22 protein-coding genes and 1 pseudogene are annotated in these 20,662 nt (G+C 29.7%); 1 reads left to right on the top strand and 22 read right to left on the bottom strand.

Annotated elements, in window-relative coordinates:
• Window positions 1-6: 6 nt before the first annotated feature.
• Genes TOPB45_RS04760 through TOPB45_RS04725 form a run of 9 tightly spaced genes read right to left on the bottom strand, consistent with a single transcriptional unit; the run spans window position 7 to window position 8,484 of the window.
• Window positions 7-795 (bottom strand): tetratricopeptide repeat protein, encoded by a 789-nt coding sequence (locus TOPB45_RS04760; RefSeq protein WP_013909719.1) that lies wholly within the window; start codon window positions 793-795, stop codon window positions 7-9.
• 1 nt (window position 796) lies between these two features.
• On the bottom strand, window positions 797-2,380 hold the full coding sequence (gene mshL / locus TOPB45_RS04755; protein WP_041430337.1) for a pilus (MSHA type) biogenesis protein MshL: 1,584 nt from the start codon (window positions 2,378-2,380) through the stop codon (window positions 797-799).
• Window positions 2,316-2,792, bottom strand: a complete 477-nt coding sequence (locus TOPB45_RS04750) for a hypothetical protein (protein WP_013909717.1) — start codon at window positions 2,790-2,792, stop codon at window positions 2,316-2,318. Before TOPB45_RS04750 ends, mshL begins: the two co-directional genes overlap by 65 nt.
• Before the next feature lie 11 nt (window positions 2,793-2,803).
• Complete coding sequence (locus tag TOPB45_RS04745; protein WP_013909716.1) at window positions 2,804-3,238, bottom strand: hypothetical protein; 435 nt, start codon at window positions 3,236-3,238, stop codon at window positions 2,804-2,806.
• Window positions 3,235-4,548 (bottom strand): hypothetical protein, encoded by a 1,314-nt coding sequence (locus TOPB45_RS04740; RefSeq protein WP_013909715.1) that lies wholly within the window; start codon window positions 4,546-4,548, stop codon window positions 3,235-3,237. Before TOPB45_RS04740 ends, TOPB45_RS04745 begins: the two co-directional genes overlap by 4 nt.
• Complete coding sequence (locus TOPB45_RS04735; protein WP_013909714.1) at window positions 4,530-5,444, bottom strand: ExeA family protein; 915 nt, start codon at window positions 5,442-5,444, stop codon at window positions 4,530-4,532. Before TOPB45_RS04735 ends, TOPB45_RS04740 begins: the two co-directional genes overlap by 19 nt.
• Window positions 5,445-5,460: 16 nt before the next feature.
• Window positions 5,461-5,634 carry a hypothetical protein gene (locus TOPB45_RS08935; protein WP_154645418.1) on the bottom strand — a complete coding sequence of 58 codons (174 nt, stop codon included), beginning with the start codon at window positions 5,632-5,634 and terminating at the stop codon, window positions 5,461-5,463.
• 4 nt (window positions 5,635-5,638) lie between these two features.
• Window positions 5,639-6,844, bottom strand: a complete 1,206-nt coding sequence (locus tag TOPB45_RS04730; protein ID WP_013909712.1) for a type II secretion system F family protein — start codon at window positions 6,842-6,844, stop codon at window positions 5,639-5,641.
• Window positions 6,844-8,484 (bottom strand): GspE/PulE family protein, encoded by a 1,641-nt coding sequence (locus TOPB45_RS04725; RefSeq protein WP_013909711.1) that lies wholly within the window; start codon window positions 8,482-8,484, stop codon window positions 6,844-6,846. The genes TOPB45_RS04730 and TOPB45_RS04725 overlap by 1 nt, the downstream gene beginning before the upstream one ends.
• Before the next feature lie 135 nt (window positions 8,485-8,619).
• Here TOPB45_RS04725 and TOPB45_RS04720 point away from each other — a divergent pair, with 135 nt between their 5' ends.
• Window positions 8,620-9,384: a sulfide-dependent adenosine diphosphate thiazole synthase gene (locus TOPB45_RS04720; protein ID WP_013909710.1), complete on the top strand. Its 765-nt coding sequence runs from the start codon at window positions 8,620-8,622 to the stop codon at window positions 9,382-9,384.
• Between the two features lie 7 nt (window positions 9,385-9,391).
• Here the strand turns inward: TOPB45_RS04720 and TOPB45_RS04715 are convergent, their stop codons facing one another.
• The 13 genes and pseudogenes from TOPB45_RS04715 to lspA all read right to left on the bottom strand — a co-directional run bounded on the left by TOPB45_RS04715 (window position 9,392) and on the right by lspA (window position 20,660).
• Window positions 9,392-10,297, bottom strand: coding sequence for a CsgG/HfaB family protein (locus TOPB45_RS04715; protein WP_013909709.1), 906 nt, complete (start codon window positions 10,295-10,297; stop codon window positions 9,392-9,394).
• A 24-nt stretch (window positions 10,298-10,321) separates the two neighbouring features.
• Window positions 10,322-10,753 (bottom strand): curli production assembly/transport component CsgF, encoded by a 432-nt coding sequence (locus tag TOPB45_RS08605; RefSeq protein WP_013909708.1) that lies wholly within the window; start codon window positions 10,751-10,753, stop codon window positions 10,322-10,324.
• An 11-nt stretch (window positions 10,754-10,764) separates the two neighbouring features.
• The gene (locus TOPB45_RS04705) at window positions 10,765-11,178 is read right to left on the bottom strand and encodes a CsgE family curli-type amyloid fiber assembly protein (RefSeq protein ID WP_013909707.1); all 414 of its coding nucleotides are present in this window, start codon (window positions 11,176-11,178) and stop codon (window positions 10,765-10,767) included.
• A complete protein-coding gene (locus TOPB45_RS04700; protein ID WP_013909706.1) occupies window positions 11,175-11,546 on the bottom strand; it encodes a hypothetical protein in 372 nt (123 codons plus the stop codon). Before TOPB45_RS04700 ends, TOPB45_RS04705 begins: the two co-directional genes overlap by 4 nt.
• Before the next feature lie 9 nt (window positions 11,547-11,555).
• Window positions 11,556-12,062, bottom strand: a complete 507-nt coding sequence (locus TOPB45_RS08600; protein ID WP_013909705.1) for a Curlin associated repeat-containing protein — start codon at window positions 12,060-12,062, stop codon at window positions 11,556-11,558.
• A gap of 53 nt (window positions 12,063-12,115) precedes the next feature.
• Window positions 12,116-12,589 carry a hypothetical protein gene (locus TOPB45_RS04690; RefSeq protein WP_013909704.1) on the bottom strand — a complete coding sequence of 158 codons (474 nt, stop codon included), beginning with the start codon at window positions 12,587-12,589 and terminating at the stop codon, window positions 12,116-12,118.
• A gap of 143 nt (window positions 12,590-12,732) precedes the next feature.
• The gene (locus tag TOPB45_RS04685) at window positions 12,733-13,356 is read right to left on the bottom strand and encodes a helix-turn-helix transcriptional regulator (protein ID WP_013909703.1); all 624 of its coding nucleotides are present in this window, start codon (window positions 13,354-13,356) and stop codon (window positions 12,733-12,735) included.
• A gap of 110 nt (window positions 13,357-13,466) precedes the next feature.
• Window positions 13,467-15,275 carry an excinuclease ABC subunit UvrC gene (uvrC, locus tag TOPB45_RS04680; protein WP_013909702.1) on the bottom strand — a complete coding sequence of 603 codons (1,809 nt, stop codon included), beginning with the start codon at window positions 15,273-15,275 and terminating at the stop codon, window positions 13,467-13,469.
• Window positions 15,276-16,355, bottom strand: a complete 1,080-nt coding sequence (locus TOPB45_RS04675) for a 3-isopropylmalate dehydrogenase (RefSeq protein WP_013909701.1) — start codon at window positions 16,353-16,355, stop codon at window positions 15,276-15,278.
• A gap of 40 nt (window positions 16,356-16,395) precedes the next feature.
• Window positions 16,396-16,923 (bottom strand): aminotransferase class IV, encoded by a 528-nt coding sequence (locus TOPB45_RS08780; protein ID WP_236608030.1) that lies wholly within the window; start codon window positions 16,921-16,923, stop codon window positions 16,396-16,398.
• A gap of 50 nt (window positions 16,924-16,973) precedes the next feature.
• Window positions 16,974-18,162 (bottom strand): annotated as a pseudogene (gene pabB, locus TOPB45_RS09115) (aminodeoxychorismate synthase component I).
• 130 nt (window positions 18,163-18,292) lie between these two features.
• Window positions 18,293-20,203, bottom strand: coding sequence for a hypothetical protein (locus tag TOPB45_RS04660; protein ID WP_013909700.1), 1,911 nt, complete (start codon window positions 20,201-20,203; stop codon window positions 18,293-18,295).
• Window positions 20,190-20,660 (bottom strand): signal peptidase II, encoded by a 471-nt coding sequence (gene lspA / locus TOPB45_RS04655; protein ID WP_013909699.1) that lies wholly within the window; start codon window positions 20,658-20,660, stop codon window positions 20,190-20,192. The genes TOPB45_RS04660 and lspA overlap by 14 nt, the downstream gene beginning before the upstream one ends.
• Window positions 20,661-20,662 lie beyond the last annotated feature (2 nt).

Genomic DNA, 20,662 nt, shown 5'->3' with positions numbered 1-20,662 from the left:
TTAATTTTATTTACAAAGTTCTATAAGCCTTTTTATTCTTTCATCTAAAAAGGAATTGGCATCCAATTTTTTAAGCTCAAAACAAGCCTTCTCTTTGTCTCCTTTTTTAAAATAAGCTATTATTAAATTATATTTTATTTCTGGATCATTTTTTAAAGAGAATGCCCTATTAAAAATATTTATAGCAGAATCAAAATCTCCAAGTTCAATTAAACAGGCTCCCAAATTATTCATTACCAAAGGATTTTCTCTTTCTTTTAAATAACTTTTATAATAAGAGATGGCTTTTCTACAATTCCCTCCTTTTCTTTCCTCTTCAGCAACAAGAAGAAGGTTATTTAATAAATCTTCCTTAGTTAAAAGAAACCCCTCTATAGAAGGCTCCTTTTCCTCTTTAGGCTTTGAGATAACAGATGTTTGAGTAGTCTTAGGTTTAGAAATATTTTTAGCTAAAGCATTTTTAAAAATAGGAGACGTTTTAGCGAGTTTTTTCTTAGGTATAGGTTTTGCAACTTCTTCTTGAGGAAGGGGTTTTGTAATGCTTACTGTTTCATTTACTTGGGGAGATGATATAGGAGGTTTTAAACCTTCTTGAGAAGTTATTTTTACATCCTTCGTATAGTAACTTTTCATATAATAACTAAAAATAACCAAAGCTAAACCAGATAAAACTAATAAAGAAAAAAAGGATAAAAATAAAATCCGAGGTTTTATTTTAAAGACTCTTTTTCCTTCAGGTTTTCTTTTTTCCTCAGGAATTTTAAGATTTTTAATAATTTCGTAAAAACTACCCATTTTATACCAAATTTACTTTTATAATAATTACAAGTTCTGTTTTTTGTGTAGCCTTTTGTTCTCTTTTAAAGAGGTTTCCTAAAATAGGAATATCTCCAAAGCCTGCAATTTTTTTCTCATTAACACTTTCTTTCTCTAAAATAAGCCCACCTAAGACAATTATATCTCCCGGATTAACTTTTATTATGGAAGTTGCCTCTCTTAAATTAACTTCAGGAAGGGTTACTGAGGTATCTTGACCAAAATCTTCTCTTCTTAAAGAAATAATATCACTTTTTATAGGAACTACATGAAGAAGAATTTCGTTTCCCTCTGTAATATAAGGAGTTACTCCTAATAAGACACCATCAAAAATAGAGGAAGTAGTAACACTTATTTGAACCCGGGCAACTTGTTCAGCTGTAACGAGTTCTCTTATAATTTGTTTTACAAATTCTACTGAGCGTCCTACACTTATTAAGGCTGGTTGTCCATGAATAACTCTTAATCGAGGATTGGAAAGAATATTAAGATTTCCGTATTGTTTTAAAAGATTTAAAACCAAATTAATATCAGGTCTTCCTGTAATAGTAAGAGCGATGGTTGGCTCATTTGGTCTGGTAGTAAATCTGGAAGTTAATTCATCAAGTCTTATCCTATTTTCTAAAGAATAATTAGCAATTTCTAACCAATCAATTCCCATATCGTGTTCTTTATTAAGAGCTACTTCTACTATTTTTGCCTCAATAAGGACTTGCTTTTCATATCTTGATTTTAAATCCTCTATAAATTTAGAAACCATTTTAATGTGACTTGGTCTATCTTTTACATATAAAGTCCCTGTTAACCTATTTAAAGTATAGATTCCTTTATCACTTAGGAGAGCTTTAATAGATTCTTCTAATTGAGTATATATATCTATTTGCTTTTTTTCTAACTCTCCTTTTACCTCATATTTACCTTTCAAAGGTGTATAGATAATTGTAGGTGTCCCTACACCACCATAACCACCATAACCTCCATAACCTCCCATCATCATTTCACCACCAAGAACATCCCCTCCTAATTTAAATTCACTTCCTTGGATTACATGTAAAAATCCTAAGGAATAGGTTTTTTCTTCAAAAGGAACAACATAAAGAATCCCTTTTTTAATTTGATAGTGCAAATTTAGGGACTCCAAAACAGATTCCAAAATATTTTTTAAAGTTTGATTTTTAAACTGAAAGCTTATTTTTCTTGAACCTTCTGGAATAAGTGTGTAAATTTCTGGAGAAATTACCAAATTAAGTCCTGCTTCCTTTGCAAGAAAATAAAGCACATTTTCAAAGTTTTCTTCTTTAAAAGAAAGGGTAAGGGTTTTGGTTTCAAGAGGAGAAATTTCTTTATAAAGAGGAGTTAATTGAGTTTCTTGGGTTTGGAAAGAATTTTCTTTAATTTCTTCTTTAGTTTCATTTCCATAAGCTTTTTTCAAAAATTCAGAAGATGCCTTTTCCAGTTCAGGCTCTTTTGTAGCACAACTTACTAAGAAAATTAATGAACTAAAAACTAATAGCTTGCCCCAAAAGGAGCCTTTTAGTTTTGTCTTTAATTTGTAAATCCACATAATAATCACCTATCCTTACTATTTTTATGTCCTTCTCTAATTTACTTCCTTCAGTAAACTTACTATTATTTATTATACATATCTTTTTCGTTCCTTCTATATAAATCATACTTAAATGTAGTGTTTTTATAGGTCTTAACTCTGAAGCTATTGTTTTTTCTTTGGGAACTTTTTCTTTAAAACCAGTTAAAAAGGGATCTACAATTATATTATAGTTTTCTACAAGTCTAAAGGGTTTTAAGGAACTTAGTTTATTTAACTCATTTGCTACCTCAATGTAGCTTGAAGAGAGCTTTATTTCGGAAAAGGGGGTTAAAGTATTTTTATATTTTAAAAGAAATAAAATAGAAAAAATTGCTAAAACCAAAATAGGTCCCCAAAAAATCAAATAAATTTTATAAATCTCTTTCATTTTTACTTAACCTAAAAAGCATATTTTACTTTTTCCCCTGATAATCTTATCGTATAAAAACAGGTACTGTTTAAAGTTTCGTTTTCACTTTTTTCACAAGTAGAAATAGTAGCTTCTTTTATTCTAAAAAGACTTCCGTTTTCAGAATATAAAGAAGATAGATTTGAAAGGGCAGAAGAAAGACTATTTATTTCAAAGGCTATATTTACAGGTATAGTCTGAGGTTCTATTAATCTTTCTGGATGAATCTTTAAAATCAAAAGATTAAGATTTTCTACTTGAGAAATTAAATTATTTTTATTTTCTAAGAGTGAACTAAGTTTCTGAGAATTATCAAATATTTTAATAACTTGAGAGAAGACAAAAATTAAAGACAAGAAAAAGAGTATTAAAGAGAAACACCAAAAAATAAGTTTTCTTTGGTAACCCTTTATTAATTCTTTCATTTTATTAAAGATAAACTTAAGGTTGCTTTATTTTCTTTTCCTGAAAAATTAAAATTGCTACTTTCTATTTTGAAGTATCTACCAAAATCTTTAATCAACTCATCTGTCTTTTTTTGGGCAGATAAAAAATCACCTCTAATTTCAATATCTATCAAAATTTTAGAGGTATTATTTCCAACATTTTCTATTTTTAAATTTTTTAAAACCAATTTATTATCCCAATTTTGTGAAAGCCATATTAAAAACTCATCAAGTCTGAAACTTGCTATCTTTTCTTTTTCCAAATTTATATATGTTTTTATTTTTTGAAGAGATTCTTCTGGCAATTTATAAGAAATTTCATTTATTAATTTTCTTGTAGAAAGTAGTTCAAGATCAATTTTTTCCTCTAAATCCGAATTCATTTTATAAAAAACAATGCCTAAGAGAAAATTTAAACTTGCCAAGCCTAAAAAGAGGGGTGTTAATTTTTCAATCCATTTTATCTGATTTAAAAAAACTTTTTCTAAATAGGGTAGAAAATTAAATTCTGGTTCAAGTTCTATAGCACCAAATATTTCAGGATAGATGTAAGCTTCTTGTGCTATAGAAGTAAGATTAATTATAGGTAATTTTGTTGCTTCTATAAGAGCTTCTTTTCCTATCTTTTCTTTTTCCTTACCCAAGAGAATTAATCCCTTTAAGTCTTCTCTAAAAAATCTATACAAATAATCTTTTAAAGTTAATATATCTCCTAAAAGGGCTTGAGGGGAAATTCCAATAAATTCATCTACAGGAGAAAATTTTCCATACAAGGGTGCCTTCTCAGAAACAGCTAAATACCATATTCCTGTAGGATCTAAAATAACCAACAAAACAGGATAATTAATATCTTTATAAGCAAATACTCTTTTAAACCAACAAAAGGTAGAAAGTAGTTTATGGGTGATAACTTCTACTCTTGCCTGAGCTTTTCTTAACTTTTCAAGATAGGTATTAATAATTTTTTCTTCTATACCAAAAACAAAAACTTTTGAACTTACCTCAAGTGTTTCAAGAATTTTGTAAATTGTTTTAGGAGGGCTTAAAAAAATACCACTTTCTTTTACCCTATTTTCTGCTTGTATTCTAATAAATTCTCTTATTTTGCCAGGAATTTCTACAATTTCGACAAAAAAAAGCTGAGGTTCTAAAATTAAATAAACTCTTTGATTTTTAAGTTGAGAAACTTCTATTTCTGAAAAAAATTCAAAATTTTTAAATTTTTTATCAAACTTAAAACCTTCAAATAGGTTTTCTTTTAAAGGCTTTATTATCCAGATGCTATCCATCTTAGACCTTTGATTAATCTCCAAAATTTTTTCTTAGATTTTACAGGAAATACCTCATCTGGAAAGGAGTTTCTGGCAATTTTTAAGTGTTTCTTTTTAATTTTTTGAGATCTTTCAGCAAAAGCTACTAACAAAGTTCTATCCATTAGTTTGTTTATTAGTCTTGGTATCCCTTTAGTAAATTCATATAAAAGTTTTTCAAAATTCCTTTCAAAAGTTATAATAGGATGTCCTGCTTTAGCAAGGCGAAATCTAACATATTCTCCTGTTTCGTTTTTATTGAAAGGAGCTAAATTTTCCCATATAGTTATCCTTTGAGCTAATTGATAAAGCTGATAACTTTTTAATTTTTCTGTTAAAAGGGGTTGTCCTGCAAGAAAAAATTGAATAAGTTTATTTTTTTCTGTTTCAAAATTGCTAAGAAGTCTTAATTCCTCAAGTGTTTCTAAAGGAAGATTTTGGGCTTCATCTATTATTATTAATAAAGTTTTCCCTTCTTTTTCTAAGTTTTCCAAATATTTTTGTAAAAGATTTAACAAAATCTCTTTTGATATACTTTCTTTTTCTGAAATAAGATTCAATTTTTGAGAAATACTTAATATCAATTCGTAGGGAGAAAGTGTTGGGGTGAGAAGGAAAATTTTTTCAAAATTTTCAGGCAGATTTTTTAAAATTAATTTTATAAGTAAAGTTTTTCCAAGTCCTGGCTCTCCAGTTAATATCATAAATCCTTCTTTTTTTAAAAATCCATATTTAAAAACTTCTATAACCTTTATATGAGTAGATGCTGGAAAGAAATAATTAGGATCTGGTGTAAGAGAAAAGGGAGGTTCTTTAAGTCCAAAAAATTCTAAATAATCAAAAAATTTTTCTTCTTTTTTATCTAAAAAATCCATTTCTTAAAATCTCATTTTATAGTCTTTTGTAAAGGTAAAAGGCTAATAAAAAACTTCCTATTATAATAGAAATCTGAGCCATTCTAACCTCAAATACCAGCTTTTCATAAGCTAAATTAGGATCAAGGGTAAAAAGAGTAAAATATCCAAATCCTATTAAAATAAGTGATATTATTAAAATAAAAACCATATTTTTACATTCTCCCAAGTTGTGAAACAAGCTCATATATAGGTCCAATTAGAGCTATTACGATAATTAAAAATATAATTCCAGCAATTGCAATAATCGTTGGTTCAAGTACTTTACTCATAGTTTGAATTAAATTTTGAACTTCATTAAAATAATGATCTGATAACATTTTCATTTGCTCTGGTAATTTACCAGTTTGTTCTCCCACACTAACTAATCTTATATCAAAGGGATTAAAAATTTCTTCTGTTTTTAAAGCCTCACTTAAAAGAAAACCAGCTACAACTTTATCTTTAACCTTTAAAACTATTTTTTTGGGAAGATGAGTATTTAAAGATTCATGCATTAAATCAAAACTTCTTAAAATATCTATTCCAGCTTCTAAAAGTAAAGAAAAGTATTCAAAAAAGAAGGCAAGAAAACTTGATCTTTTTACAAATCCTATAAAAGGAAGTTTTAACAAAAATTTCTCAACATTAGCCTGAGTTTTGGGATTTTTGTATAAAGCAATTAAAAAAATAATAGCTATAATCGGGGTTAACAAAACTAAAACTAAAAGATAATGTTTCTGAAAGGTCTCTACCACTCTCATTAAAATAATGGTTGGAAGTGGCAATTTAATTTGCATTTGTTTAAAAACTTCTAAAATTTTAGGTAATACATAAATCATCCAAAAAAGAAAAGCTCCTGAAATAGAAAATATTACAAACGTAGGATACATCATAGCCCTTTTGGTTTGAGAAATTATTTCTTCTACACGATAAAGATGTCTTGAAGCTTCCTCTAAAGTTTTGTCAAGTCTTCCAGTTTCTTCTCCTATTTTTACTAAAGAGATAACGATAGGTGGGAAAATATTAACCTTTTCAAAGGCAGAAGAAAGGGTTTCTCCTTTTAATATTTCAGATATGATTTTCTCTACCTTTCTTTTAAGAAGAGGATTAACAATAGTTTCTTTTAAATCCTTTAAAGCTGAAATTATAGGAACTCCAGCAGAAATTAAAAAAGCTAAATTGTGACAAAATTCAGCTAATTCTTTCCTTTTTATTCTTTTAAATAATTTTTCCCAAGGAAATATCTTAGTTTTATATTTTAAGAGGGTAAGCCTTTCTTGAGAAAGATAATTAAAAAATTCTTCCAAATTTAAGGCCTCAATCTCCCCTTTTACAATTAGTCCTTCTCTATTTAATGCTTCGTATTTGTAAACAGGCATTACCCAATTACTCTTTTTATCTCTTCCACAGTTGTTATTCCTTCTAAAACTTTTCTTTTAGCATCATCTTTTAAAAATTTAATATTTTTTGATTTAGCAAGTTCTAAAAATTCTGGAAAGGTTGCATCTTTAGAAAGAAGTTTAATAAAGTCTTCATCTATATAAAAAATTTCTGCAATTACAGTTCTTCCAAGATAGCCTTTAAATCTACAGGACTCACACCCTCTCCCTCTATAATAGACATAATTTTCAGGAAGTCCATAATATTTTAAAAGTTTAGGATCAGGTTTATATTCTTCTTTACAATAGGGACAGATTTTTCTTATTAATCTTTGTGCTAAAAGTCCTATCAGAGTAGAAGAAAGCATATCTGGAGAAATTCCAAGATCTCTTAATCTAAAAATAGTGGAAAGTGCGTCATTGGTATGAACGGTAGAGAGAAAAAGATGCCCGGTAAGAGATGCTCTTACTGCCATTTGAGCTGTTTCTTCATCTCTTATTTCACCTACCATAATTACATCAGGGTCTTGACGCAAAAAATGCCTTATAGCTTTTGCAAAGGTATAACCAATTTCTTCATGCACCTGTGTTTGTCTTACTAAAGGTAACCTATATTCAATAGGATCCTCTGCAGTGAGAACATTTTTTTCAAGGAGATTAAGAATTCTAAGACAGGCAAATAAAGTTGTTGTTTTACCAGAACCAGTTGGTCCAGTAACTAAAAACATTCCATAGGGAGAACCCATAATTTGACGAATAAGCTCAATCTGTTCATTAGAAAAACCCAAATAAAAAAGATGTTGTGCATAAGCACCTAAAGGGAGAAATCTTAAGACTAAATTTTCTCCAAAGGTTGTTCTTATGCTTGAAATTCTCAAATCAAAAGATTCTCCTAAGAAGGAAAATTGCATTCTCCCATCCTGAGGAAGCCTTGTTTCAGCTATATCCATCTGCCCTTTTATTTTTACCACATTTACCAACTTTCCATATATAGCTCTGGGAAAAACTATTAAAGGCTCAAGCACTCCATCTATTCTTAAATGAATTTGAACACTCTTTTCAGTGGGAGTGATATGTAAATCTGTAGCTCTTTTTATAATGGCTAAGATTAAAAGTTTTTCCAAAAGATCTTCAGCATCAAAGTCCGCCTGAGGATTAATCTTTAATTTTTCAATAACAGTTGAAATTTGTGCTTCAACGGGATTTTCTAAGAAATAATAGAATTTTTCTATAGTTTTTTTAATTTGAGAAGATGCAGATACAAAAGGAGCTACTTTTAATCCTGAAACCCTTGAAGTTGCCTCAATTAGGTAAAAATTAAAGGGATCTGAAATAGCCACCTCAAGAGTTCTATCAGGATTAATTCTTATAGGCAAAACTTCATATTTTCTTGCAAAAGAAGGAGGAACTTTATTTAAAGCTTCTTGAGAGGGTGAAATTTCAGAAAGGTCAAGAAAAGGCAAACCACTTTGTTCAGCAAGAACCATAGCAATTTCTAAATCTGTTGCCAGACCTGTTCTTACTAAAACCTCTCCAAGTTTTTCTCCTGTTGCTTTTTGCTCAAGTAAAGCAAATTGAATATAATCTTCGCTAATAAATCCCTTTTCTTTAAGAAGCTGACCTATAGGTTTTTTTTCCATTTCAAATCCCTTCTTTTTTAAAGTTATTATAATAAAATTCAGAAAATAACAAAGTTACTTTTTTCACTGAATATTAATTTATATAAAATTTGTGTAAAAATTTTCATTTTAAATATTTTATCAGAGGAGGGGCAAATGGAATTAAAAATTCAAAGGGCTATAGTTAAATTCGGAATGGAAGATCTTTATGAGTATAGTGATGTAGATGTGCTTATTGTAGGTGCAGGTCCATCTGGTTTAACTTCAGCTAAATATTTAGCAGATAAGGGATTTAAAGTTCTTGTTTATGAAAAAAGGCTTTCCTTTGGTGGCGGTATAGGAGGCGGAGGAAATATGATTCCAAAAATAGTTGTTCAAGAAGAGGCTCTTCCTATTCTAAAAGATTTTAAAATAAAATATAAAGAAGCTGAAAAAAATCTTTATACTATTGATCCTGCAGAACTTATAGCAAAACTTGCAGTTGGAGCACTTGATGCAGGGGCTAAAATAATTCTGGGAGTTCATGTAGAAGATGTTATAGTAAGGGATAACCCTCCAAGAGTTACAGGAGTTTTATGGAGATGGACAGCAATTGAAATCTCTGGACTTCACGTAGATCCCCTCTATACTCAATCAAAGGCACTTATTGATGCAACAGGACATGGAGCTGAGATTGTTCAAATTGCAGCAGAGAAAAATCCTGAATTAAATATAATTATAAAAGGGGAAAAATCTAATTGGAGTGAGGTTTCTGAAAAATTGGTAGTTGATTATACTGGAAAGGTGGCGGAGGGGCTTTATGTTACAGGAATAGCAGTTTGTGAAGTTTTTGGGCTTCCAAGAATGGGTCCCATTTTTGGTGGGATGCTTATGAGCGGAAAAAAAATAGCAGAAATTATTGAAAAGGATTTAAGAGGGTAAAAAACTTTTATTTTACTCCCCAAAATTCAGCCTCTCCTGCACTTTTAAGACGTTTTAAAGCCTCTTCCTTTTCTTTCTCATATCTTTCCGTTACAGTCTTAAAAGCTTCAGGATCTTTAGGTTTCCACATTCCGATCTTAACTCCTTCAATAATCAAATCATGAACAGCCTTTTCAATAGCTTCTTGCACTGCCATTTCAACTGGTTCATTTGAAGTAATTCCTGTTTCAATTTCAAGTAATCTATTTAATCTTACAAATCTAAAAAATCCACCTGAAAGTTCTTGAGAAAGAACCACTTTAGTTGCTTGAACTGTCTTAAGGATAGCTCCATTTTTTACTGAAACTGCTCTTAAATAAACAGTTACTCTATCAACTCTATACTGAACTGCACCACCTACTCCAAAATATCTTGCTCCAAACCCTCCAGTAACAATATTGGTATCATAACCAATAATTCCTCCTTCAAAAATGACACCAGCAAAAATCAAAGGTTGTAAAGTTTTAAGCGCTGTTTCTTTCAAGTGATCATCATTATATTGCTGACTCATCTGTAAAATTATTTTTCTTTCTTGCAGAAGATTAGCAAGGTTTTCCCTTTCTAAAGGAATAAACCAGCCACTATCTTCTAAAGCTTTAATAAGTATAGCTGTTGCACCTTGAGTTATTGCAGTAGAAAAACTGGTAACAGTGGTAGAATATTTATACTGTCCAGTTTGATCTCTAAATTTATATACTGCAACTGGAATTTGTTTTTCAGGAGGAGGAAGACTTGTCAGGTCTTTATGAACAGAGGTAATGTATTCTGTTCCACTTATTGCTTTTTCATAAAATGGAGAATATACAGGACCAGCACATCCGGTAATGAGAAGGCTTAAACCCAAAAAAAGACTTCCATACTTTTTTATCTTCATTTTATCCTCCCATAAAATAGAAATTTACATAAACTTAGGCACTTGTATGGTGCTTGATTCTCCTGTTGAAAGATCTGTTATAGTAAAGGTATAATAATCACCTGAGGGATTATACTCAATTCTAAAATTCCCTATGGTATAAGTCATAGGGCTTTCAGGTAAGGTATTATCCTCTCCAAAAAGCTGATCTAAAATATAATCAGACATTCGGTAAAGAAGTTGGCTTGTAAAACTATCTGTAAATCTCTCAATTAAAGATTTTGATTTAAACCAAGATTCTTTTTTTTCTTTGAAAATATTTTGCATTTGAGCACTCTGAAGATAATAAGAACCATAAAGGGGATTTCCTCCAAAAGCAGGATTAGTAAACTGAAAAATAAGTTCAGTAGCTTTAGAGGAGGAAATAAAACTCAAACTTAAAATAAGGCTAATAAAAAGGGATTTTACTATTTTCATTTTTAACCCTCCTACATAAATTTTTCTTCTTCTAAATATTTTTGATACTTAAGATAATCCATAAGATAATTAAAAACTACCTGAACTGCTTCTTCTGCTTTTTGATCAATGTCTTCTGAACGGGGTTTTAATAAAGTATAATAAACTAAGGTATCCTCAACAAAAATTAGGATTTGACTTCCCCATCTTGGATCACTTTGTTCATCTATAACAATGTTAAGATGTTCTGTTCCAGGGGGAAATTCCCATAGACCTGAAAAATTTTCAAAAAAATCCCTTCCTATTTTAGATTTGGTTCTATCTAAAATGAAACCATAAAAAGTAGGCTCTTTTATAACTTTTTCAGCTTTTTTTTCTTCATTTTCCTGAGACCATAAGGGATTGCAAAGAAGGAAAAATAAAAAAATTAAAAAAATGTATTTCATACCAAATTCTCTGAAGTTATAGTTTTTTCAAAAATAAGATCCCCTTCTTTATTCCAAATTTTAACTTCTATAAGGTAAATGTCTTGAGGATTTATTTTTATAACCCCTATTGTGGGTTTTATTTTCTCTTTTGGCAAAATTTTTATGTTTTGTTTTTGTAAAATAGTTGCTTTTCCTTCAGCTCCATTTTTGATTACATTTAAGCCAACTTTAAAGCTAATAGGTTCTGAAGTGGGATTATAACATTTTAAATAAACCTTTAAAAGAGAATTTTCTCTTTCTATCTCTAAGTTTATTTCTGCAGGAAAATTTTCAATTTTTAAAGGTAAAACCACTAAAAGAAGCATTCCTAAGATTATTCCCTTCATTTCTTTACCTTAATTTTGAGTAATTATGTGCCCATTTCCATTTTGAATGATAATTCCTTTTGCATATCCATATTGATTCTGATGAGCTTCGTTTCCATGTCCAATCTGGATTATTATACCAGTGTTATAGTCGTTATACTGATTTTGATAAGCTTTATTTCCTGAGCCGCTTTGAATAATATATGCCTCATTATGATCTCCCTCTTGCAACTGGGAAGCATAATTTAAAATCCCCTCTTGATAAATGAAAGCAGTGTTTGCTATTCCATTTTGTATTTGATAGGCTTCGTTTTGGTTTCCCATTTGGATAGTAACAGTTTTAGCATAATCGCTCGGTAAGTTTAATTTTACATCAACTGAAACATCAAGGTTTACATCCAAATTTAAGGCTACGTTTGGATCAAGTTTTTGTAGGTCTGTTGGCTGAGAAAAAGAAAAATTAGCTGAAAGGAGAAGGGGCAAGGAGAGGCTGAAAAGAAATTTTTTTATTTTTTTTATTTTTTTCATTTTTTTCATTGTTCACCTCTAAATGAGGATACGAGGGGGATAACCCCCTCGTCTTTTACACCTTACTGACTAATAGAAGCTATGTTGGAGTTCCCCCACTGAATGGTGATAGCTGCTGCATTCTGCAAAGTTTGATTAATATATGCGCTGTTAAGATCTCCATACTGACCGATTGCTGCGTACTCGTTGTTCCCGGTCTGACTAATACCAGCTTTGTTTTGGTCGCCAACTTGCAAGATACCAGCAAGCTGTGAGGTAGAAGTTTGAGTAATTGATGCAGTGTTTTCGTCTCCATACTGACCGATAGAAGCTTGAGTGCTCCAGAAATCGTCGTTCATGTTTCCGGCATCGATACAAACATCAACATCAAGCTTTACATTCACGCCGAGTTCAACATCCACGGCGTGGGATACCTGACAAGCATCACCAGAACAACCACCACCATTACCGCTATTGCCGCCGTGGGCATAAGACATTGTTGTTGCACCAAGCAAAAGACCTAAACAACCTAAACCAACTGCTAATTTTTTTAACATGTGACACCTCCTTTAAGTTTTTTTGTTTTTACAACAACCCAGCGCTGGGTACCTCCTTTTTAATTTTTTTCATAAGATATTTATAGTTAGGAATCTCTCGGAAGTAAATAAGTAATAAGAATTAATTTTGAGATAATTTAGTATTAAAAATTTAGATAATAAAAATTTAACTTTTGTTTATAAACTTTAGTAGTCATTAATAGATTCAAAAAGATGTTAATTAGCTGAGTTCTACTTGAAATGTTAAATTTTCTAAATATTTTGTGAAGGTGAGCTTTAACTGTTTGTTCACTAATATTTAATTTATCAGCAATTTCTTTATTTGATAAACCTTCACAAACCAGATAAATTATATCTTTTTCTTTAGAAGTTAAAGAAATTCCTTTAGAAGAAACTTTATCCATACCATTAAGTAAATGTTTGAGATATTTATTATCAAGCCAGATCTGCCCATCACTAATAACCTTTAAAGCTTTTTTAAAAAGATTTAAATCAGTATAAGGTGCTATTATTCCTGCTACTTTATATTGCATCAAAACCCTTAATAAAGACTTTACCCTTAATCCTGAATCAACAAGAACAAGCTTAGCTTTCGGAAATTTAGAAATGATCTCTTTATTTAGACTGAAATAATCAGTTAAAATAATATTTGGTTCCTTACATTTTCTTTCCTCAGGCAGACAAGGAATAATCCCTTCTATTTTTCCCAAAATCTCAAAAAAAGCATAAGCCAAAAGTTTATTCTTAAAATTAATTAAAACTTCCATAAGTAATTTTATTTATCGACTAATTTTAAAATTTATTAAACTTTAGTTTAAATTTTTTTTAAAAAAAATAAAGTCTAAAATAAATAAACTAAAGTTAATTTTTATTATACTTAAGTTTGAATTTGTTTTTGTAATTCCCTTTTTAAGGTTTTAGCAATTTTTAGATTAAAACCCGGAAGATTTGAAAGTTTTTCTAAAGGGGCATTCAAAATTTCTTCTAAATCTTTAAAATTTTCTAACAATACTTCTTTTCTCTTGGGACCAATTCCTTTTATTCTATCTAAAATACTTGTTAAAGTTTCTTTTTCTTTTGTTTTTTCTGCAAAGGTTTTAGCAAATCTATGGGCTTCACTCATAACCCTTCCAATAAAATGATATACTTCTTTATATTTTGGTAAAAAGAGAGGGTTTTTTCTCCCGGGAATATAAAGTTTTTCAGGTTGTCTTTTTTCATTTTTTGCTATAGCTCTAAACTCAACTTCTTTTACTTCAAGGTCTTCCCCAGCTCTCAAAGCTGTTTCTAAATGCCCTTTTCCACCATCTATTAAAATAAGATCTGGTAAATTGTTTTCCTCTAAACCACGCTTTAATCTTCTATAAACTACTTCATATAACATAGCATAATCGTCTTTTCCTTCTCCCTTTATATGATAGTGTCTGTAGCGAGATTTTTCAGGCTCTCCCTCAAAAAAGCAAACTAATGCTCCAACCCTTGCAGTTCCATAGAATTGAGAAAGATCTATGGCTTCAATCCATCTTGGTTCACGAGAAAGCCTTAAAACCTCAACCAACTCCTCTGAAAGCCCAGCATACCATGGTTTTTCTCTCCTTTTTTCTGAAAGGATAAAATTCTCCAAATTTTTTAAGGCTAAGTCTCTTAAAATTTTTATCTTTTCATCTTGAAAACTTTCTAAGATTTTTATTTCCTTTCCAGAAAGTTCACTTAAAATACTTTCTAATTCTTCTTTTTCTTCAGGTTTTTCAGGTAAAAATATTTTTTCTGGAATTATTTTTCCTTCCATATAAAATTGTAAAATCACTTCCTTTAAAGCTGGCTTTTCTCCTAAAGGATTTTTTATTTGAAAAGTCTGAAATCCATAAAGATATCCATATCTTACAAAAAGAACAATAAAATATTCATTGGAATTTTCTTTTTTATATTCCCAAAGATCTAAATCTAAGGGTGTATCAAGCACTACTGCTTGAGTTTCGAGCACCTTTTTTAAATCTTCAATTCTATCTCTTAAGAAGGCAGCTCTTTCAAATTCTAAATTTTCAGCAAGATGATGCATTTCCTCTTCAAGTTTTTTTATAAGTTCTTTTCCTTTTCCCTGAAAGAATTCTATTACTCCATCTACCATTTTTTTATATTCTTCCTCTGATATAGGATTAACACAAGGAGCGAGGCATTTTTTGATTTGATAATAAATACAAGGGGTCTTTCTTCTTTTCATTTCAGCAAGACTACATTTTCTTAAAGGGAAAGTTTTAGAAAGGAGCTTTAAGATTTCTCTCAACCCTCTTGCTGAAGTAAAAGGACCAAAATAAAGCGCCTGATCTCCCTTTTTTCTTTTTCTCACAATTTGTAAACTTGGATATTTTTCTTTAATAGGGATTCTTAAAAGGGGATAATTTTTGTCATCTTTTAGAAGCACATTATATTTAGGACGATATTTTTTAATAAGATTTGCCTCTAAAAGAAGAGCTGCTTTTTCTGTGTCAGTGAGAAAGTATTCAACACTTTCTGTATTTCTAAGAAGGTGCTCTAATTTAGGAGACAGATAAGGTTCTCTTACATAGGTAGAAAGGCGAGCTCTTAAATCCTTAGCTTTACCCACATAGAGAACTTCGCCTCTTTTTGATTTAAAAAGATAAACCCCTGGTGCTTGGGGAATTTCTTTTAAGTTTAGATTAAGCACTTAAAGCTCAACACCCTCCTCCACATATTTAGCAACTAAATCTCCTACTTCACTGGTTGTATATCCCATTTTTCCTGCAGAAAGACTTTTGAGATGATCTCTACAAACCTTTATTACAGCTTTTTCTATGGCTTTAGCTGAACTTTCTTCCCCAAGCCACTCAAGCATCATCATTCCAGCACAGATCGCAGCCAAAGGATTAATAACATTTTTCCCAGTATATTTAGGTGCCGAACCCCCGATAGGCTCAAACATAGAAACTCCATTAGGATTAATATTTCCACCTGCAGCAATTCCCATCCCTCCCTGAATTATAGCTCCAAGATCTGTAATAATGTCTCCAAACATATTATCAGTAACTATTACATCAAACCACTCAGGATTCTTTATAAACCACATACATACTGCATCAACATGGGCATAATCTTTTTCTATATCAGGATATTCCTTTCCTACCTCTTCAAATACTCTATACCAAAGATCCCAGGCATAAGTTAAAACATTAGTTTTCCCAACTAAGGTTACTTTTTTCTTCTTATTTCTTTTTCTACAATATTCAAAGGCAAATCTTATACATCTTTCAACCCCATAACGAGTATTGATAGATTCTTGAATAGCTACTTCATAGGGAGTTCCTTTTCTTAAAAAACCACCTCCTCCTGCATAAAGACCTTCAGTATTTTCTCTTACCACTACAAAATCTATATCTTCAGGACCTTTATCTTTAATAGGGGTCCAAACCCCAGGATAAAGTTTTACAGGTCTTAAGTTTATATATTGATCAAGTTCAAAACGAATTCTTAAAAGTATTTCCTTTTCTAAAATTCCTGGTTTAACTTGAGGATGTCCAATTGCTCCAAGATAAATAGCATCGTGTTTTTTTAATTCTTCAATTCCACCTTCTGGAATTGTTTCTCCTGTTTTTAAATATCTTTCTCCTCCCCAGTCAAAAAAGGTAAAATTAAATTTTATATTAAATTTTCTTCCAACAGCTTCTAAAACCTTTATCCCTTCTCTTATTACTTCAGGACCTGTTCCATCTCCAGGAATAACCGCAATTTTGTAAGCTTTTTCCTCCATCTATAACCCCTCCCTTTTATACTTTTTTAAAATTTTTGATTTATTCTAATATAAACCAATCTTTTACTTTACCAAGCCCACGAACTGCATTACCAATATAAATTTTTGAAAAACCTTTTAAATCTTTAAGAAAAATTTCTTGCTCTAAAGCTATTTTCTTTCTTACTAAAAACTTTCTCAATACTCCATCAAGAATTTTAAGTTTTAATGGTGGGGTGTAAAGTTTATTTTCATTTTTTGCAAAAAATGTAGATATAGACCCTTCAAGAATTCTTCCTTTTTCATCATAAAAAACTACTTCATCAAATCCTAATTCTTTTGCTTTTTTAAGAGCTTGGTCAAAATTTGACCTTACAGTAGTTTTATGGTAAAAAAGGTCTCCTAAATCAAAATCGCGTTTCATAAAAATTATTTTTAAATCTTTATTCCAGCCTTCATAAGGAAAAAAAGAAAGTTCTATTTTTCCTTCAGGATAAAGAAGAAATTTTATCTTGTATTTTCCTTGATCCGGAGTTCTTTCACTAATAAACTGCTTAAAGGTAGAGAAGGTTTGTAAAACTTTAGGTATTTTAAACCTAAAGTATTTAGCAGAAAGAATTAACCTTTGATAATGAAGTTTTAGAAGGGGATTAATTTTTTAAGATCAAACCAAAAGGTTTCTATCAATTGAAAATAAGGTAAAGGATTTAAGAAAAATTTAGCTTTAAGTAAACATTCTTCATATTCTTCTTCAGATTTGCTATCCCAAACAACACCGCTTCCGATCCCAGTTTCTCCATAGTAAGAATTTTGATTTTGTTTAAAAAATAGTAAAGTCCTTATAGCAACATTAAAAAGAAAATTTCCTTTGGGGTTTATGTAACCTATTGCCCCTGTATAAACACCTCGAGGTTCTTTTTCAAGTTCGGCTATAATTTCCATTGCTCTTATTTTAGGTGCTCCTATAACTGAGCCACAGGGGAAAAGTGCTTTCAGGATTTCTAACAAATCTTTTTTAATTAACCTTCCTTTTATAGTAGATATCATTTGATGAAGAGTAGGATAGGTCTCGATTTTAAAAAGATCCTTAACCCAAACCTCCCCCGGAAAACAAATTCTACCTAAGTCATTTCTCAGTAAATCTACTATCATTACGTTTTCTGCTCGATTTTTTTCATCAAGAAAAAACTCTCTTTTTATTTTCTGGTCTTCACTAAATGAACTCCCCCTTTTTATTGTCCCTTTCATTGGTGAACTTAATAAAAAAAGCCTTCTTTTTAAGAAAAAGTTCCGGAGATAAAGAAGTTATTAAAATACTGTCTTCTTCTATATAACAACCGTATTTACAACGTTGAGAAAAAAGAAGAAAGTAAAATAAATCTAAAGGATGACCTTTAAAAATAAATTTAAGTTTAATAGTGTAATTAATTTGATAAACATCCCCTGAAGCAATATATTCTTTTATTTTTGTAAGATCTTCCAAATAAATATCTTTAGAAATATTTAAAGTAATTCCATCTACATCAAATTTATCTTTTTTTAACTCTAAAGGATTAAGAAAAAGGGAGGTAGGATTAGAATAAATAGCAAACCAAGCAAGCGGAAGGTCAGATTTTCTTAAAAGCTTTTTCAACCTATTTTCTAATAAATAACCCAGTTCAAAAGTTAAAAATCCACATGCATAAAAGCCCCTTTTTATAAAATTTTTTAATTTATCAAAAAAGGAAGTTAACTGAGAAGGGGTCTCTAATTTTAAAACTTCTAACGGATTTTCAAAAACTAAGAGCTTATATGGAAAAGCTTTTGCATTTGCCCAGATAAATTTCATTACTAAAAGTTTATAACATAATATAATTTATTTTAAAATTTTTACCAAGTAAATAAAATTTGCTCTTGATATGCTAAAACAACCCATATCTAATTCAGAGGAACAGGTATTATCTTGGATAAGGAATTTTTTATTCAAACTCATATTTTTTAAAATATGAAAAGAATAGACAGATTATAAGTAAAAGAAGGGAAATCAAAAGAAAAGAAGAAGTACTAAAAAAATTTTTAAAATTTTCAGAAATAGGTAAATAAGGAACGATTATATAAACACCTGCTATAATAAATTCTAAAAGCGAAAAATTTCTTAAAAAATCAGCCAATCTTATTCTAAAACTCCACTTTTTGATAAGATCTTCTTTTAAAGTTTTTAGAGTTTCTGCCTTTTCTTTACAAGAATTTATTTCAGAAATTAAGAACGATAAAACATCTGAGGGGTCCCTTCTCTTTAATTTTACTTCAATTTTTTGCACAAGATCTGAGAAGATTTTTAATTCCTTCCCAAAATTTACGTCTTCATACTTATAAGGATATTTTCTCCAAAAAGAACTAAGATTTTTATAATCACTTTTAATTTTTTCAAAATCTTCTCTAAGATTTTTAATAATTCTGTAAATGTAGCCTTGTAATTCAAGATCTATTTCTAATGCTTTTGAATAACCACTTTCAATTAATCCTAATCCTCCTTTATGAATATTTTCTCTTATCTGAGATAATCTTTCTTCATATTCTTTTTTCTCAGAATCAGATAAAAAAATTTTTATTTTGTGATAGCGATCTTCTGTTTCTTTAAGTCTTTGAGAGGCTTGCTCCCTTTTTTCTGCAATTTTTTCATATAAAAATTCTTCTAATTCCCTTTGATCTTTTATAAAGAGAGGCTCTAAATAACTCCAATATAAAAGATAAGGATGATTAAAATAAACAAGGATTTCTGAAAGAGGAGAACCTTTTACATATTTTGCCAAGTTAAAATAATATAAAGCAGGCAAACAAGTAGAATCCTCTTCTAAAGCGGACTTATAAAATTCATCTGCTATAAAGCTCTCACCCATATATTCATGGAAATAACCCCTTAAAAAAAGTAGGTAACTTTTTAAAAAAGGTGTTTTTACTTGAAAAAGAGCTTTTTCTATATAATAGAGGGCACTTTTTAAATCTTTATTTATAATATTTATTAAAGAAAGCCCTATACTTGCTCTAAAATCATCTTCTATTTCAGAAAACTCTCTTTTTGCACTCTCAAAATTCTTTTTTATTAGATATTCCAATCCTAAACCGAGATTTCCTCCTCTAATAGGTGTTTCTATATCAAGTTTTAGATGACCCCAGGTTTCTATAGTATCGTATCTATAAAATACTACTTTTAAAAATTCAGGTAATAAATAAAAGTTTCTTATATAAAAATATTTAAGTTCATTAAAATCTAAATCTTTTTCGTATATCCCCTTCCAAAGAAGTTGAGAAATTTCTCTAAAATGAAAGTTTAAGGAAGACAAAAAGGTATTTCTTGGTTCTGAATCTAACAATGATGGGCAATTTAAAGAATCATGCCAAAAGGTTTTGCAAAAAAAACACGGTCCTTTGCTTCCATACCAAAAAATATCTTTATAAAAAAGTTCAATTTTTGGGTCAACTGTAGAAGGTAAAATGAGTTCCCATAAGTTCTTCCAAGAATCTATTTTATAAAAGATATTACTATGCTTTAAAAAGGAATTTACTCCTTCCTTGATAGATGGGTCTTCCAAATAAATTTTTCCGGCTCTAAGAATTGTATCAGAGATCTTTTCTGTTTGAGATTTAGTTAACAGGAAAGAAAAAGGAATTGGTGCTGATTTTAAAAGAGGAGAAAATTCGGTTTTAAATTTTTCTAAAATTTTATCTAAATAAAGAATGTCTTCAGGATTTAACTTATAAATATTTTTATCAACTATCGCTAACCTTCTTGACAATAAATCTTTTAAAAATGTTTCTGCAGAAAAGGCCTGAGCTTGAAAAAGAAAATCCATTAGTTTTTGATGTTTTATTATTTTAAGATAATACATTTCGAATTTTTAAAGTTCTAAAAATTAATAAAAAAAGAGCTAAAGTAATAGCTATATCTGCTACATTGAAAACAGGCCAATGCAGATTTTTAATATGAAGATCTATAAAATCAAATACCTTTCCAAAAAAGATTCTATCTATCAAATTACCAAGTCCGCCTCCAAGTAACATTCCAAGTGATATCAAAGAGATTTTGTCTTCTTTATTCTGAAAATAAATCTTTTTTGCCCAAACATAGATAATTAGTAAAACAACTAAGGTTACAAAAATTAAAAGGATAGTATTAAGGATTCCAGTTTTAGAAAATAATCCAAAGGCTATTCCTTTATTCCACACTTTAACTATATTTAAAATCGGCAAAATTTCTATTTTCTCAAATTGAGCTTTAAGAATTAAATATTTACTAATTCTATCTAAAATAAAAATTAAACTTGCACTTAACCAAAATGGTCGCATAT

The sequence above is a fragment of the Thermodesulfobacterium geofontis OPF15 genome (assembly GCF_000215975.1).
GTDB lineage: Bacteria > Desulfobacterota > Thermodesulfobacteria > Thermodesulfobacteriales > Thermodesulfobacteriaceae > Thermodesulfobacterium > Thermodesulfobacterium geofontis.
The sequence above is the reverse complement of the archived record's forward strand: the minus strand, read 5'-3'. Positions and strand labels throughout refer to the sequence as shown.